The organism is Streptomyces sp. NPDC046727, from assembly GCF_040645635.1.
Classification (GTDB): Bacteria; Actinomycetota; Actinomycetes; order Streptomycetales; family Streptomycetaceae; genus Streptomyces.
Map to the genome: position 1 here is coordinate 92,980 of NZ_JBEYYR010000006.1, position 15,164 is coordinate 108,143.

Sequence of the window (15,164 nt, forward strand, 5' to 3'; positions counted from 1 at the left end):
CGTGCCGCCGTCACTCCCGTGCCCCCGATTGGCTCCCCACACCGGGGGAAGATGCGGGATCATGTCTGGCATGACCGAGGTGTCCTCGCTCACAGGGCGGCTGCTCGTGGCCACGCCCGCCCTGGCGGACCCGAACTTCGACCGCGCGGTGGTGCTCCTTCTCGACCACGACGAGGAGGGTTCCCTCGGTGTCGTCCTCAACCGCCCCACGCCGGTGGTCGTCGGCGACATCCTGGAGGGCTGGGGCGATCTCGCCGGCGAGCCCGGCGTCGTCTTCCAGGGCGGGCCCGTCTCGCTGGACTCGGCACTCGGCGTCGCCGTCATCCCGGGCGGCGCGAACGGCGACCGCGCCCCGCTGGGCTGGCGACGGGTGCACGGCGCGATCGGCCTGGTCGACCTGGAGGCCCCGCCGGAACTGCTCGCCTCCGCCGTGGGCAGCCTCAGAATCTTCGCCGGGTACGCGGGCTGGGGCCCGGGCCAGCTGGAGGACGAGCTGGTGGAGGGCGCCTGGTACGTCGTCGAGTCCGAGCCGGGCGACGTCTCCTCGCCGGCCCCGGAGAGACTCTGGCGCGAGGTGCTGCGCCGCCAGCGGAACGAACTGGCGATGGTGGCCACGTACCCGGACGACCCGTCGCTCAACTGATGCCTGTGAGCTTCAGTACCCTTGCTGATATGAGCACTCTTGAGCCCGAGCGCGGGACTGGTACGGGGACCCTCGTAGAGCCGACGCCACAGGTGTCCCACGGCGACGGTGACCACGAGCGCTTCGCCCACTACGTCCAGAAGGACAAGATCATGGCGAGCGCCCTCGACGGCACCCCCGTCGTGGCGCTGTGCGGCAAGGTCTGGGTGCCGGGCCGCGACCCGAAGAAGTACCCCGTGTGTCCCATGTGCAAGGAGATCTACGAGTCCATGGGCAGCGGTGGCGACGAGGGCAAGGGCGGCGACGACAAGTAGGTCCCCGGTCCGCCGTGGACGGTGAGGTCCCTGGGGTGCGCGTCAGGCGCGTCCCGGGGATCTTTGTGTTTTCCGGGCGCTGAGTGGTCCAGACCTCTTGTGGGGTCTCGGTGCAGTGCCTAGCCTTCGAGGCGTCGTGCATGCGTTGGGCGCAAAGGCCGTTGCGTGATGTGCAACGGGCCGCGGGGTGAGGGGCTGATGTCATGGAGCTGATTCCGGCGCCGCGCGCCGTCGAGGAGCCGGCCGGGTCCGGCGTGCCGCTCGGCCCTGACACCACGCTGTGGGCCGGTCCGGGCACCGAACGCACCGAACGCTGGCTGCGCGCCACGCTCGGCCCGTCCCTGGGCCTGCCGCTGCGCCCCGGCCCGCGGGGCGCCCGGGACTCCGTGCGACTGCTCCTGGACGACGGCCTGGACCCGGAGGCGTACCGGCTCGATGCCGTCCCCGGCCGGGGCGTGGAGATCCGCGGCGGCGGGCCCGCCGGTGTGTTCTGGGGCGCGCAGACCCTGCGCCAGCTGCTCGGCGCCGACGCCTTCCGGCGCGCCCCCGTACGCCCGGACACCACCCCCGCTGTCCCGCACCGGATCATCGAGGACGCCCCCCGGTTCCGCTGGCGGGGCCTTCTTCTCGACGTCGCCCGGCACTTCATGCCCAAGGAGGGCGTGCTGCGCTATCTGGACCTGATGGCCGCGCACAAACTCAACGTCCTGCACTTCCACCTGACGGACGACCAGGGCTGGCGGATCGAGATCAAGCGGTATCCGAAACTGACCGAGATCGCCTCCTGGCGCTCGCGGACCAAATTCGGCCACCGGGCCTCACCGCTGTGGGACGAGAAACCGCACGGCGGCTACTACACCCAGGACGACATCCGGGAGATCGTCGCCTACGCCGCCGAGCGGCATATCAGCGTCGTCCCGGAGATCGACGTACCGGGCCACTCGCAGGCCGCCATCGCCGCGTACCCCGAACTCGGCAACGCCGACGTCATCGACACCACCGCCCTCTCCGTCTGGGACACCTGGGGCATCTCGGCCAATGTACTGGCCCCCACCGACACCACCCTGCGCTTCTACGAAGGGGTGTTCGAGGAGGTCCTGGAGCTGTTCCCCGCGGGCGCCGCCGAGTTCTCGCGGTTCGTCCACGTCGGCGGCGACGAGTGCCGCAAGGAGCAGTGGGCCGAGTCCGTGACCGCCAAGACGCGGCTCACCGACCTCGGCCTCACCGACGAGGACGCGCTGCAGTCCTGGTTCATCGGGCACTTCGACGCCTGGCTCGCCGCGCGCGGGCGCCGCCTCATCGGCTGGGACGAGATCCTGGAGGGCGGGCTCGCCCCGGGCGCGGCCGTCTCCTCCTGGCGCGGCTACGGAGGCGGGATCGCCGCCGCGCGGGCCGGGCACGACGTGGTCATGTGCCCGGAGCAGTACGTGTACCTGGACCACCGGCAGGCGCCGGGCGAGGAAGAGCCCGTACCGATCGGCTTCGTGCGGACCCTGGAGGACGTCTACCGGTTCGAGCCGGTGCCGGACGGGCTCACCGAGGAGGAGGCCCGGCGGGTGCTGGGCACCCAGGCCAACGTGTGGACCGAGGTGATGGAGGACGTCGCGCGCGTGGACTACCAGACCTTCCCCCGCCTCGCCGCCTTCGCCGAGGTCGCCTGGAGCCGGCTGCCCGCCCCGGCGGAACGGGACTTCGCGGACTTCGAGCGCCGGATGACCGCCCACTACCGGCGACTGGACGCCCTCGGCGTCGCCTATCGGCCACCCACCGGTCCCCGTCCGTGGCAGAAGCGCCCGGGCGTGCTCGGCCGCCCGATCGAGGGGCTGCCGCCGAACCGGTAGCGGCGCGGGCGGCCGCGGCCGTTCCCGAACAAGCGGCCCGTCCCCGAACAGGCAGCGGGAAAACACCGTCAACATCCCCGAAGGGTGGCAATCCGCCTGTACCGGTGATGCCGTGCGAAAACGGACCATCTCCCTGGTGAGGTGGGCGAATGCCTCCTAGCGGACCCCCGCGTTCGGGTGTTGCGAAGATGTGCCAGAGTTGCGTCGTCCGCCCTGTCAGCACGTACCGTACGGCAACACAGGCGGGACCAGGTGGGGCAGCGGGAAGGGGCAGCCGGTTTGACCACGCACGCACCGCAGGCGGCGCAGGCCGTCACCTTGCCCACGACGCTGGACGAGGCCGTGGCGGCCCTCGCCGCCATGCCCACCGCCGTCCCCGTGGCGGGCGGCACCGACCTGATGGCGGCCGTCAACTCCGGTCAGCTCAGGCCCTCCGCGCTGGTGGGACTCGGCCGGATCAGCGAGATCCGCGGCTGGCAGTACCAGGACGGCCACGCGCTGCTCGGCGCGGGCCTCACCCACGCGCGCATGGGCCGCCCCGACTTCGCGGCCCTGATCCCGGCGCTCGCCGCCGCCGCGCGCGCCGCGGGCCCGCCGCACATCCGCAACGCGGGCACCCTGGGCGGCAACATCGCCACGGCCGCCCCCACCGGGGACGCGCTGCCGGTACTGGCCGCCCTGGAAGCGACGCTGATCATCGCGGGCCCGGGCGGGGCCCGCCGGGAGATCCCGGTGTCGCACCTGCTGGCCGGCGTGGAGATGCTGCGCGGCGGCGAACTCATCGGCTACGTGCGCGTACCGCTGCTGCACGCCCCGCAGGTCTTCCTGAAGGCGACCGGGCGCACCGGCCCGGGCCGCGCGCTGGCCTCCGTGGCCCTCGTCCTCGACCCCGCCCGGCGCGGTGTGCGCTGCGCCGTCGGGGCCATAGCGCCGATGCCGCTGCGGCCCCTGGAGGCCGAGGAGTGGGTCGCGCGGCTCATCGACTGGGACAACGACCGCGCCCTCGTCCCGGAGGCCCTGCATGCCTTCGGTGAGTACGTCGCCGCGGCCTGCATCCCGGATCCGGCTCCCGAGCCCGACGGCTCGGTGACCCCGCTTCCGCCCGCCGTACTGCACCTGCGGCGCACCGTCGCCGCGCTGGCCCGACGAGCACTGGGGAGGGCGCTGTCGTGACCGACGACCAGCACGGAGAGGGCACGCCCCAGGGCGGCGGACGCTGGAACCCGCTGCCCCAGGGCGACTACGACGACGGCGCCACCGCCTTCGTCAAACTCCCCGAGGGCGGCATCGACGCCCTGCTGTCCGGCGACAGCCCGCTGGCCGCGCCCGGACACGGCTATGTGCCGCCGCGGATAACGGCCACGCACGACGACGGCGCCGCGGGCACCTGGCCCGCCCCCGACGGCGGCCAGTGGCCCGACGCGAACGCCGTGCAGGCCCGGCCGCAGGCCGCGGACGACCGGTTCAGCTACGAGCCCCCCGCCACCCAGCAGTGGACCTTCGAGGAGCCCGCGGCACCGGCCGCCGCACCGGCCCACGACGTCACCGGCCAGTGGTCCATCCCGGTCGCCGGCGGGGACCTGCCGGACGAGTCGGGCGAGTTCACCACGTCCTCGCTGGTCGAGCAGTGGGGCGGCACCCCGCCGGCCACGCTGCCGGGCGGCGCGCCGGCGCCCTGGGCGACGGAGGGCGCGGGCCGCGCGTGGGACCGGCCCGCGGACCAGCCGGCCGACCACGGCGACAACCCCGGCCTGCCCGACCACACCGGGGCGCACCCGGCGGGCGGCGCCCCGGACGCGTACGGGGCGGACGGCGGATACGTCCGCGAGGACGTGTACGGACACGGTCCGGCCGGTCACGGGGCCGGGTTCGCCGAGAACCGCGACGCCGAGAGCGGCCACGCGGACGCCGGACACGTCCAGGCCGGTCACGACGACCCCGGTGAGGGCGAGGCCGACACGCCCGTCGAGCCCGGTACGGCGCCGGAGGCGGAGGCCCACGGGCTCGCCGAAGCCCCTGAACGCCCCGCTGACGCCCCCGCGGGCCACGAGCCGCCCGCGGACCCGGCCGGCGCACCCCAGGCCGCCACAACGGCGGCCACGGCCGACCCGGCGGCCCCCGCGGACCCCGTGACGCCGGCTCACCCGACGGCCCCCGCCGACGCGTCCGGCACGCCCGGCCCGGCGGACCTCGCCGACCCGGCCGTACCCGCGCCGGACGGCGTCCCGGAAGGCGCCGAGGAGTCCGCCCCCGAGGCGGCCGGGGAGCCGGCCGAGGCGCCCCTCCCGCCGCACGACGACCATCCCCTCGCCTCCTACGTCCTGCGCGTCAACGGCACCGACCGCCCGGTCACCGACGCGTGGATCGGCGAGTCCCTGCTGTACGTGCTGCGCGAACGGCTCGGCCTCGCCGGCGCCAAGGACGGCTGCTCCCAGGGCGAGTGCGGGGCCTGCAACGTGCAGGTCGACGGCCGCCTGGTGGCCTCCTGCCTGGTCCCGGCGGTCACCGCGGCCGGCAGCGAGGTGCGTACGGTCGAGGGCCTGGCCGAGGACGGGCAGCCCTCCGACGTGCAGCGCGCGCTCGCCCGGTGCGGCGCGGTGCAGTGCGGCTTCTGCGTGCCCGGCATGGCGATGACCCTGCACGACCTGCTGGAGGGCAACCCGGCGCCGACCGAGCTGGAGACCCGGCAGGCGCTGTGCGGCAACCTGTGCCGGTGCTCGGGCTACCGGGGCGTCCTGGAAGCGGTCAAGGAGGTCGTCGCCGAGCGCGAGGCGTCCCACGCCGGCGCCGAGACGAACGCGGACGAGCCGCGCATCCCGCACCAGGCGGGCCCCGGCTCCGGCGGTGTCCACCCGTCGGCGTTCGAGGCGCCGGGCGCGTTCGACACGCCGCAGCCACCGGAGTCGTACGACACACCGGACGCGTACGACCCGTACGGCACGCCGCCCGGACCGCAGGACCAGCACTACGGCCAGGACGGAGGCCAGGGGTGAGCAACGAAGCCGGCATCGCGACCACCGCCACGGAACCCGCCCCCGAGGCCGAGCCGTCGCCGCCGCACGGCCTCGGCGCCTCCCTGCCGCACGCGGACGCCCGCGCCAAGACCGAGGGCACCTTCCCGTACGCGGCCGACCTGTGGGCCGAGGGCCTGCTGTGGGCGGCCGTACTGCGCTCCCCGCACGCGCACGCGCGCATCGTGTCCATCGACACCACCCACGCGCGCGAGATGCCCGGCGTACGGGCCGTCATCACCCACGAGGACGTGCCCGGCACGCCCCGCCACGGCCGCGGCACGCCCGACCGGCCGGTGTTCGCCTCCGAGGTCGTACGGCACCACGGCGAGCCCATCGCCGCGGTCGCCGCCGACCACCCGGACACCGCGCGGATGGCCGCCGCGGCCGTGATCGTCGAGTACGAGGTACTCGACCCCGTCACCGACCCCGAACACGCCTTCGAAGCCGAGCCGTTGCACCCCGACGGCAACCTGATCCGGCACATCCCGCTGCGCCACGGCGACGCGGAGGCGGCCGGCGAGGTGGTGGTCGAGGGCCTGTACCGCATCGGCCGCCAGGACCCGGCCCCGATCGGCGCGGAGGCGGGCCTCGCCGTACCGCGCCCCGACGGCGGCGTGGAGCTGTACCTGGCCTCCACCGACCCGCACGCCGACCGCAACACGGCAGCCGCCTGCTACGGCCTGTCCCCGGATCGGGTGAAGATCGTCGTCACGGGGGTGCCCGGCGCCACCGCCGACCGCGAGGACCAGGGCTTCCAGCTGCCGCTCGGCCTGCTCGCGCTCAAGACCGGCTGCCCGGTCAAGCTCACGGTCACCCGCGAGGAGTCCTTCCTCGGCCACGCCCACCGCCACCCAACCCTGCTGCGCTACCGCCACCACGCCGACACCGACGGCCGGCTGGTCAAGGTCGAGGCGCAGATCCTCCTCGACGCGGGCGCCTACGCCGACACCTCCGCCGAGGCCCTCGCCGCCGCCGTCTCCTTCGCCTGCGGCCCCTACGTCGTACCGAACGCCTTCATCGAGGGCTGGGCCGTCCGCACCAACAACCCGCCCTCCGGGCATGTGCGCGGCGAGGGCGCCATGCAGGTGTGCGCCGCGTACGAGGCGCAGATGGACAAGCTGGCGAAGAAGCTGGGCCTGGACCCGGCGGAGGTACGCCTGCGCAACGTCCTCGCCACCGGCGACGTCCTCCCGATCGGCCAGACGGTGACCTGCCCGGCCCCGGTGGCCGAACTCCTCCAGACCGTACGGGACTTCCCGCTGCCCGCCCTGCCCAAGGACACGCCCGAGGAGGAGTGGCTGCTGCCGGGCGGCCCCGAGGGCGCGGGCGAGCCGGGCGCGGTGCGCCGGGGCGTCGGCTACGGCCTGGGCATGGTGCACATGCTCGGCGCGGAGGGCGCCGACGAGGTGTCGACGGCGACGGTCAAGGTCCACGACGGCGTCGCGACCGTGCTGTGCGCCGCCGTGGAGACCGGCCAGGGCTTCACCACGCTGGCCCGGCAGATCGTCCAGGAGACCCTCGGCATCGAGGAGGTCCACGTCGCCCCCGTCGACACCGACCAGCCGCCGGCCGGCGCGGGCTGCCGGGGCCGGCACACATGGGTGTCCGGCGGCGCGGTGGAGCGCGCGGCCAAGATGGTCCGCACCCAGCTCCTCCAGCCGCTGGCGCACAAGTTCGGCATGTCGACGGAGCTGCTGCAGATCACCGACGGCAAGATCACGTCCTACGACGGTGTGCTGTCGACGACCGTCACGGAGGCGCTGGAGGGCAAGGAGCTGTGGGCCACGGCCCAGTGCCGCCCGCATCCCACCGAGCCGCTGAACGCCGCCGGCCAGGGCGACGCCTTCGTGGGCCTCGCGTTCTGCGCGATCCGCGCGGTGGTGGACGTCGACGTCGAGCTGGGCTCGGTCCGGGTGGTGGAGCTGGCGGTCGCCCAGGACGTGGGCCGGGTGCTGAACCCGGTGCAGCTGGCGGCGCGCATCGAGGCGGGCGTCACCCAGGGCGTGGGCATCGCTCTGACGGAGAACCTCCGCACCCCGCGCGGCCTGATCCGCCACCCCGACCTCACCGGCTACGCCCTCCCCACCGCCCTGGACGCCCCCGACATCCGGATCGTGAAACTGGTCGAGGAGCGGGACGTGGTGGCCCCCTTCGGCGCCAAGTCGGTCAGCGCGGTCCCGGTGGTGACGGCACCGGCGGCGATCGCCTCCGCGGTCCGCGCCGCCACCGGCCGCCCGGTCAACCGCCTCCCGATCCGCCCGCAGGCGGCCGTGGTGGCGGACCGGTGAGCACGCCTGAGCCGCGCTACGAACCCGCGCCCGGCGTGGGCAAGCTGGCCCTGTGGATCGCGCTGTTCGCCGTGGCGGCCCTGGCCGTCGTGCTGGGCGGGATCTACTTCACCTGATGGACGGCGTCGTCCTGGTCACCGGGGTGATGGCGGCCGGGAAGTCGACGGTGGCCCAGCGCCTGGCGGAGAGGCTGCCGCGCGCGGCGCACGTGCGGGGCGACGCGTTCCGCCGGATGATCGTGTCCGGGCGGGCGGAGTACACGCCCGGAGCCGAAGGCGAGGCCGCGGACCAGCTCCGCCTGCGCCACGGGCTGTCGGCGGCAGCGGCGGACGGATACGCGGCGGCGGGCTTCACGGCGGTCGTCCAGGACGTCGTGCTCGGCGAACACCTGCGGACGTACGCCGGCCTGGTCCGCACCCGCCCCCTGTACGTGGTGGTCCTGGCACCCGCCGCGGCGGAGGTCGCGGCCCGCGAGGCCGGCCGGGCGAAGACCGGGTACGGCGGCGGCTGGACCGTGGCCGCCCTGGACGAGGAACTGCGGCTGCGCACCCCGCGCATCGGCCTCTGGCTGGACACGTCCGGCTGGACACCCGAGGAGACGGTGGACGCGATCCTCGCGGACGCGCAACGAGCCCGGGTCGCCTGACGTCTTCCCTCGTGAGGGCCGTTGTCAGTGGAGCGGCGTAGTGTGCTGAGCGGTGGGGCACCTGCCCGGGGCCGCGTACGACGGCGTACGCATGCCCGGCACGCACGGGGAAGATCGCGGGGGAGCGATGAGCGCGACGGACGCGGGTACGACCGCGATCACGCTGACCGAGGCGGAGCTGGACCGCTACGTCACGCACGTTCCGACGCGCGGCCTGCTCGCGGGCGCGGGCCTGCCCCCGCAGACCGACCTGCTGACCTTCTCCCCGCTGCGCACACACGGCCTGCGCACGCTCGCCGACGCGGCCGAGGGCGGCCCCCTCGCCCTGGCGGAGGAACTGCGCAGCCGCCTGGTGATAGGCGAACTCCTCACCCCGGCCGGCATGGAACGCGAGTCGATCCTGCTCGACGGCAGCACGGGCGAGCTGACCACGGCCTACCTCTTCGACCCGGCCGACCCGCGCCCCTTCGCGCCCTCCCTGAACACACTGCTGCGCTTCGCCGCGGTCACCGAGGAACTGGCGGGCCTGCGCGGCCGTTTCGCCTCCCTGGCCGGCCACCACGGCCCCAAGACGGTCGCCGAGGCATCCCGCCGCCTCCTCGCGCTCTTCGAGGAGGGCACGGACGGCGAGGTCCCGCCGTACTGGAAGGCGGCGGCCCTGATCCGCCCCCTCGCCCTGGTCGCCGGCCCCGGTACGGCGTCGGGCCTGACCCTGGACGTCCCCGCGCGCGTCCTGGACCAGGAGTTCGGGCACGGCAGGGTGGCCCGCTTCGAGGAGGTCGACTTCCCGGTGACGCTCACGCACGAGCCGACCCGCCGCTTCCTGCGCGAGACGGGGCTGCCGGAGGAGGCGGTGTTCTTCCACGCCGACACGGACGTCCCCCTGCCGACGCTGCGCGAGTACTTCTCTCAGGAACGCCCCGACTACCCGCTCGCGGAACTCCCCGCCCACTGCGACCACTTGATCCGTCTCGGCCGTCTGCTGGAGGAGACCAGCCTGGTGGTCGACGGCAGAACGGGCGCGGTCCTCACCTTCAGCGAGCCGGACGCGACGCTCCACTCCCTCAACACCGACGTCTCCACACTGGCGTTCACCCTGTGGCTCATCCACCACGAGCGCACGATCGACCAACACCTCGGCCACGAACTGGCGACCCACGCCTACGACCACCTGGTCGCCACCATGATCCACACCCTGAACACCCTGGACCCCACCGGCACCCTGCCGGACACCACCTGGCACTACTGGACGGAACTCTTCCAGGACGAGGCGGGCGGAGCGTTCTGAGGTCGGCAGGGCGGTCAGGGAACGGGCTCCAGCCCCTGTCCCGGACCGCCCTGGGGGCGGATGGGTGGACTTCTCCGCTACGTCAGTTGCAGAAGTTGAGAATGGCGAGAAGGCCGTTGCCGCACGCCATGTCGTCCCCGTCTCCGTACCCGCCGCCGTAGGCCGGGGCCTTTGTGGCGACGTGCGTGGCGGGCGCCGCGGCCACGGCGGATGTGGCGGACGCCAACCCCGCCGCGCAGGCGATGCCCACGGCAGCGCTCACCGCGCATGCTCGTGGAATCCGGGAAAAGGTCTTCTTGGGGCGAGAGGTAGTGTTCATGAACTCACCATGCACACCCCCGCAACCAGCGGCTCGCCGAGCGCACCCTAGTGGGTGAGCTGCCCCCGCAGGGAGGTAGTGGAGGCCGTGGCGGGATTCGAACCCACGTAACTCGCTTTGCAGGCGAGCCCCTGAACCACTCGGGCACACGGCCGTGTTCGTGAGACGAACGTACGGGGGGCGGGGTGGGGGATCAAGGGGATCCGGTGGGGTGCAATGCGACTGCCACACGGCGTTCATGAAGCGGGGGGTGTACGACCAAGGGCCGAGGGAAGGTCGGACTCCTGACAGGGGTCAAAGTGGGTTGTGGGGCTTACTCTGACGGCATGAGTGCCCTTGGATCCCGCGACCCCGCCGTCCTTGAAGTGCCCGTCGAGCAGGGCGGCGGTGTGCTGAGCCGGTCGTACCGGGCGCTCAGTGTCGGGATCGTGTCCGTCGTGGTGCTGATCGCCTTCGAGGCGACCGCCGTCGGGACCGCCATGCCCGTCGCCGCGCGGGAACTGGACGGCGTGGCGCTGTACGCGTTCGCCTTCTCCGGGTACTTCACCACCAGCCTGTTCGGGATGGTGCTGGCCGGGCAGTGGTCCGACCGGAGGGGGCCCCTGGGGGCGCTCACCACCGGCATCGGGGCCTTCGCCGCCGGGCTCGTCGTCGCCGGGACCGCGCAGGTCATGTGGGTGTTCATCCTCGGGCGGGCCGTGCAGGGGCTGGGCGGTGGGCTGGTCATCGTGGCCTTGTACGTCGTTGTCGGGCGTGCCTACCCGGAACGGCTGCGGCCCGCGATCATGGCGGCCTTCGCGGCCGGCTGGGTCGTACCGTCCGTCGTCGGCCCCCTCGCCTCCGGCGCCACGACCGAGCACCTCGGCTGGCGCTGGGTGTTCCTCGGCATCCCGGTCCTCGTCGTGTTCCCGCTCGCCCTCGCGCTGCCGCAGATACGGCGGAGGGCGTCGGGTCCGGTGGACGAGGAGGCCGGCGCCGGCTCCTTCGACCGGCGGCGGATCCGGCTCGCCCTCGGGATCTCCCTCGGCGCCGGGCTCCTCCAGTACGCCGCCCAGGACCTGCGGCCCCTCGCCCTGCTGCCCGGGCTGGCCGGTGCCGCGCTGCTCGTGCCCGCCGTCCTCGGCCTCCTGCCGCGCGGCACCTACCGGGCGGCCCGCGGCCTGCCCTCCGTCGTCCTGCTGCGCGGGCTCGCCGCCGGTTCCTTCATCACCGCCGAGTCCTTCGTACCGCTGATGCTCGTCACCCAGCGCGGCCTGTCGCCGACGCTCGCAGGGTTCTCGCTGGCCGCCGGCGGCGGGACCTGGGCGCTGGGGTCGTTCGTGCAGTCCCGTCCGCGCGTGGCGCCGTACCGTGAGCGGCTGATGACCGTGGGGATGGTGCTGGTCGCCGCCGCGATCGTCGCCGCGCCGAGCGTGCTGGTGCACTCCGTGCCCGTGTGGACCGTCGCCGTCGCCTGGGGCGTCGGCTGCTTCGGGATGGGGCTGGTGATCGCCTCCACCAGCGTGCTGCTGCTCCAGCTCTCCGCCCCGGAGGAGGCCGGCACCAACTCCGCCGCCCTCCAGATCTCCGACGCCCTCTCCAACGTCGTCCTCCTCGCCGCGACCGGCGCGGCCTTCGCGGCCCTGGGCGGCGGCAGCACCGCGACCCCCACCGCCGCGTCCGCCGCCGACGGCCACCCCGCCGCCTTCGCCGCCGTCTTCCTGCCGATGGCGGGCGTGGCGCTGGCCGGGGCCTGGGTCACCCGCCGGCTTCGGCGGCGGGAGGCCTAGAAGCGGTGGTGATCGCGGGACGGCCGCGGCAGTTGTGACGTGCCTCCCACCCACGGGCGACCCTGGCTTGTTCGCGCGTTGACCCGAGGGCGGCGCCGGTAGGGTGGCCCGGTTGTCATATGGAGCCACCCGACCACTGATCTACGGAGACCGTGACTACCACCGCCGCCACCTCCGCTTCCTCCCACCATCTCTCGCCCGCCTTCCCCGGCCGGGCCCCCTGGGGTACCGCCAGCAAGCTGCGTGCCTGGCAGCAGGGGGCGATGGAGAAGTACATCCAGGAGCAGCCGCGTGACTTCCTCGCGGTCGCCACGCCCGGCGCCGGCAAGACGACCTTCGCGCTGACGCTGGCGTCCTGGCTGCTGCACCACCACGTCGTGCAGCAGGTCACCGTGGTCGCGCCCACCGAGCACCTGAAGAAGCAGTGGGCCGAGGCGGCGGCGAGGATCGGGATCAAGCTCGACCCCGAGTACAGCGCCGGCCCGCTCGGCAAGGACTACGACGGGGTCGCGGTCACGTACGCCGGTGTCGGTGTGCGCCCGATGCTGCACCGCAACCGGGTCGAGCAGCGCAAGACGCTCGTCATCCTGGACGAGATCCACCACGCCGGTGACTCCAAGTCCTGGGGCGAGGCGTGTCTGGAGGCGTTCGAGCCCGCGACCCGGCGGCTGGCGCTGACCGGTACGCCGTTCCGGTCCGACACCAATCCCATCCCCTTCGTGACGTACGAGGAAGGGACGGACGGGATCCGGCGGTCCGCCGCCGACTACACCTACGGGTACGGCAACGCCCTCGCCGACCATGTCGTCCGGCCGGTGATCTTCCTCAGCTACAGCGGCAACATGCGCTGGCGTACGAAGGCGGGCGACGAGATCGCCGCGCGGCTCGGCGAGCCGATGACCAAGGACGCGGTCAGCCAGGCCTGGCGTACGGCCCTCGACCCGCGCGGCGACTGGATGCCGAGCGTGCTGCGCGCCGCCGACCAGCGGCTGACCGAGGTCCGCAAGGCCATCCCGGACGCGGGTGCGCTCGTCATCGCCTCCGACCAGGACTCCGCGCGCGCGTACGCCAAGCTCATCCGGGAGATCACGGGGACGAAGGCGACGCTCGTGCTGTCGGACGACGCCGGCGCCTCGAAGAGGATCGACGAGTTCAGCGGCAACACCGACCGGTGGATGGTCGCCGTGCGCATGGTGTCCGAGGGCGTCGACGTGCCGCGCCTCGCGGTCGGGGTGTACGCGACCACGATCTCGACTCCGCTGTTCTTCGCGCAGGCCGTCGGGCGATTCGTACGGTCCCGGCGGCGCGGCGAGACCGCGTCCGTGTTCCTGCCCACCGTGCCCGATCTGCTGACCTTCGCCAACGAGATGGAGAAGGAGCGGGACCACGCCCTCGACAAGCCGAAGAAGGAGGGCGAGGAGGACCCGTACGCCGAATCCGAGAAGGAGATGGAGGAGGCGAACAAGCAGCAGGACGAGGACACCGGCGAGCAGGACATGCTGCCCTTCGAGGCGCTGGAGTCCGACGCCGTCTTCGACCGGGTGCTGTACGACGGTGCCGAGTTCGGTATGCAGGCGCACCCCGGGAGCGAGGAGGAGCAGGACTACCTGGGGATTCCGGGGCTCCTCGAACCCGAGCAGGTGCAGCTGCTGCTGCAGAAGCGGCAGGCCCGGCAGATCGCGCACAGCCGGAAGAAGCCGGACGCCGAGGCCGACCTGCTCGAACTGCCCGCCGAGCGGCGGCCCGTGGTCAGCCACAAGGAGATGATGGAGCTGCGCAAGCGGCTCAACACGATGGTCAGCGCGTACGTCCACCAGAGCGGCAAGCCGCACGGGGTGATCCACACCGAGCTGCGGCGGGTGTGCGGGGGCCCGCCGAGTGCGGAGGCGACGGCGGGACAGCTGCGGCAGCGGATCGCCAAGGTGCAGGAGTGGGCGACGCGCATGCGGTGACGCTGCGCCCGGCTTCGGCGGATGCCCGGCCCACCCACCCACCCACCTCCCCACCCACGCGACTCGGTCGGCCGAAGAGCGGGCCGTTCCTGTGTGCGGTATCGGTGTGCGTATCCGGACGAATGCAGGCAGGCCGGATCTGGTCTTGCCCGGATTCTGGACTAAGACTTCCGCTCAGCGAACCGGCTTCGCTACTGTCCCGCTACGCACACGCCCCGTGGCAGCGCCGCCGCGGAGCGCAGCCGTGAAGCGACTCGGCCCGGAGAGCCGCCGGGCAGACCTGCCGATCGGCGGCCTCTGAAGCGCGTCGCCGACGGGACTCGGCTACGCGGTCGTCGCTCAGGGGCTGCCGACCTCACCGCCGAAGGAGTGGGCGTCGTGACCGCGGAGACCTCTCAGACGCTCGACCGGGGACTGCGCGTCCTCAAACTGCTCGCCGACACGGACCACGGGCTGACCGTCACCGAGCTGTCCACCAAACTGGGCGTGAACCGGACCGTGGTGTACCGGTTGCTCGCCACGCTGGAGCAGCACGCGCTCGTACGGCGTGATCTGGGCGGGCGAGCCCGGGTCGGGCTCGGGGTGCTGCGCCTGGGCCGGCAGGTGCACCCGCTGGTACGCGAGGCCGCGTTGCCCGCGCTGCGGTCACTGGCCGAGGACATAGGCGCCACGGCGCATCTGACGCTCGTGGACGGGTCCGAGGCGTTGGCCGTCGCGGTCGTGGAGCCCACGTGGACGGACTACCACGTGGCCTATCGTGCCGGGTTCCGGCATCCGCTGGACCGGGGCGCGGCCGGCAGGGCGATCCTCGCCGCCCGGCAGTCGCCGTCCGCCGATCCCGGGTACACGCTCACGCACGGTGAGTTGGAGGCGGGGGCGAGCGGTGCCGCCGCGCCGTTGGTGGGGGTCACCGGCGTCGAGGGCAGTGTGGGTGTGGTGATGTTGGTGGATTCCGTGCCGGAGCGGGTGGGGCCCCGGGTGGTCGAGGCGGCGCGGGAGGTCGCGGAAGCCCTGCGCTGAGCGACCGGCTTCACCTTGGCCGCTCGGCCAACCCGCCGCCCCGACCTTTGGCCGATCCGCGCACCCGTCC

Annotated in this window: 12 protein-coding genes and 1 tRNA gene; 11 read left to right on the top strand and 2 right to left on the bottom strand. The window is 73.5% G+C overall.

Annotated features, from left to right (window positions below; all coding sequences use genetic code 11):
- Positions 1 to 70: 70 nt before the first annotated feature.
- The 8 genes from ABZ937_RS09340 (at position 71) to ABZ937_RS09375 (ending at position 10,034) form a co-directional block, all read left to right on the top strand.
- A complete protein-coding gene (locus ABZ937_RS09340; RefSeq protein ID WP_361687984.1) occupies positions 71 to 643 on the top strand; it encodes a YqgE/AlgH family protein in 573 nt (190 codons plus the stop codon).
- A 29-nt stretch (positions 644 to 672) separates the two neighbouring features.
- Positions 673 to 957, top strand: coding sequence for a DUF3039 domain-containing protein (locus ABZ937_RS09345; protein ID WP_361687987.1), 285 nt, complete (start codon positions 673 to 675; stop codon positions 955 to 957).
- A 203-nt stretch (positions 958 to 1,160) separates the two neighbouring features.
- Positions 1,161 to 2,798 carry a beta-N-acetylhexosaminidase gene (locus tag ABZ937_RS09350; protein ID WP_361687990.1) on the top strand — a complete coding sequence of 546 codons (1,638 nt, stop codon included), beginning with the start codon at positions 1,161 to 1,163 and terminating at the stop codon, positions 2,796 to 2,798.
- Positions 2,799 to 3,077: 279 nt separating this feature from the next.
- Entirely contained in the window at positions 3,078 to 3,971 is an 894-nt protein-coding gene (locus tag ABZ937_RS09355) for an FAD binding domain-containing protein (RefSeq protein ID WP_361687993.1), read from the top strand.
- Positions 3,968 to 5,791, top strand: coding sequence for a 2Fe-2S iron-sulfur cluster-binding protein (locus ABZ937_RS09360; protein ID WP_361687996.1), 1,824 nt, complete (start codon positions 3,968 to 3,970; stop codon positions 5,789 to 5,791). Before ABZ937_RS09355 ends, ABZ937_RS09360 begins: the two co-directional genes overlap by 4 nt.
- On the top strand, positions 5,788 to 8,100 hold the full coding sequence (locus ABZ937_RS09365) for a molybdopterin cofactor-binding domain-containing protein (protein ID WP_361687999.1): 2,313 nt from the start codon (positions 5,788 to 5,790) through the stop codon (positions 8,098 to 8,100). Before ABZ937_RS09360 ends, ABZ937_RS09365 begins: the two co-directional genes overlap by 4 nt.
- A gap of 115 nt (positions 8,101 to 8,215) precedes the next feature.
- Positions 8,216 to 8,746: an AAA family ATPase gene (locus tag ABZ937_RS09370; protein ID WP_361688002.1), complete on the top strand. Its 531-nt coding sequence runs from the start codon at positions 8,216 to 8,218 to the stop codon at positions 8,744 to 8,746.
- 127 nt (positions 8,747 to 8,873) lie between these two features.
- On the top strand, positions 8,874 to 10,034 hold the full coding sequence (locus ABZ937_RS09375; protein ID WP_361688005.1) for an SUKH-4 family immunity protein: 1,161 nt from the start codon (positions 8,874 to 8,876) through the stop codon (positions 10,032 to 10,034).
- A gap of 82 nt (positions 10,035 to 10,116) precedes the next feature.
- On the opposite strand, the gene ABZ937_RS09380 is transcribed toward ABZ937_RS09375, so the two are convergent.
- Positions 10,117 to 10,296, bottom strand: coding sequence for a hypothetical protein (locus ABZ937_RS09380; protein ID WP_361688008.1), 180 nt, complete (start codon positions 10,294 to 10,296; stop codon positions 10,117 to 10,119).
- A gap of 136 nt (positions 10,297 to 10,432) precedes the next feature.
- Positions 10,433 to 10,507, bottom strand: a tRNA-Cys gene (locus tag ABZ937_RS09385).
- A 172-nt stretch (positions 10,508 to 10,679) separates the two neighbouring features.
- Here ABZ937_RS09385 and ABZ937_RS09390 point away from each other — a divergent pair.
- The 3 genes from ABZ937_RS09390 to ABZ937_RS09400 all read left to right on the top strand — a co-directional run bounded on the left by ABZ937_RS09390 (position 10,680) and on the right by ABZ937_RS09400 (position 15,094).
- A complete protein-coding gene (locus ABZ937_RS09390) occupies positions 10,680 to 12,122 on the top strand; it encodes an MFS transporter (protein ID WP_361688011.1) in 1,443 nt (480 codons plus the stop codon).
- Positions 12,123 to 12,274: 152 nt separating this feature from the next.
- Positions 12,275 to 14,074, top strand: coding sequence for a DEAD/DEAH box helicase (locus tag ABZ937_RS09395; protein WP_361688014.1), 1,800 nt, complete (start codon positions 12,275 to 12,277; stop codon positions 14,072 to 14,074).
- A gap of 378 nt (positions 14,075 to 14,452) precedes the next feature.
- Positions 14,453 to 15,094, top strand: a complete 642-nt coding sequence (locus ABZ937_RS09400; protein ID WP_361688016.1) for a helix-turn-helix domain-containing protein — start codon at positions 14,453 to 14,455, stop codon at positions 15,092 to 15,094.
- Positions 15,095 to 15,164 lie beyond the last annotated feature (70 nt).

Excerpts from the sequence above, each read along its gene's own strand:
- ABZ937_RS09370 (WP_361688002.1), top strand. The coding sequence starts at position 8,216 with ATGGACGGCGTCGTCCTGGTCACCGGGGTGATGGCGGCCGGGAAGTCG.
- ABZ937_RS09375 (WP_361688005.1), top strand. The coding sequence starts at position 8,874 with ATGAGCGCGACGGACGCGGGTACGACCGCGATCACGCTGACCGAGGCG.
- ABZ937_RS09350 (WP_361687990.1), top strand. The coding sequence starts at position 1,161 with ATGGAGCTGATTCCGGCGCCGCGCGCCGTCGAGGAGCCGGCCGGGTCC.
- ABZ937_RS09345 (WP_361687987.1), top strand. The coding sequence starts at position 673 with ATGAGCACTCTTGAGCCCGAGCGCGGGACTGGTACGGGGACCCTCGTA.
- ABZ937_RS09340 (WP_361687984.1), top strand. The coding sequence starts at position 71 with ATGACCGAGGTGTCCTCGCTCACAGGGCGGCTGCTCGTGGCCACGCCC.
- ABZ937_RS09390 (WP_361688011.1), top strand. The coding sequence starts at position 10,680 with ATGAGTGCCCTTGGATCCCGCGACCCCGCCGTCCTTGAAGTGCCCGTC.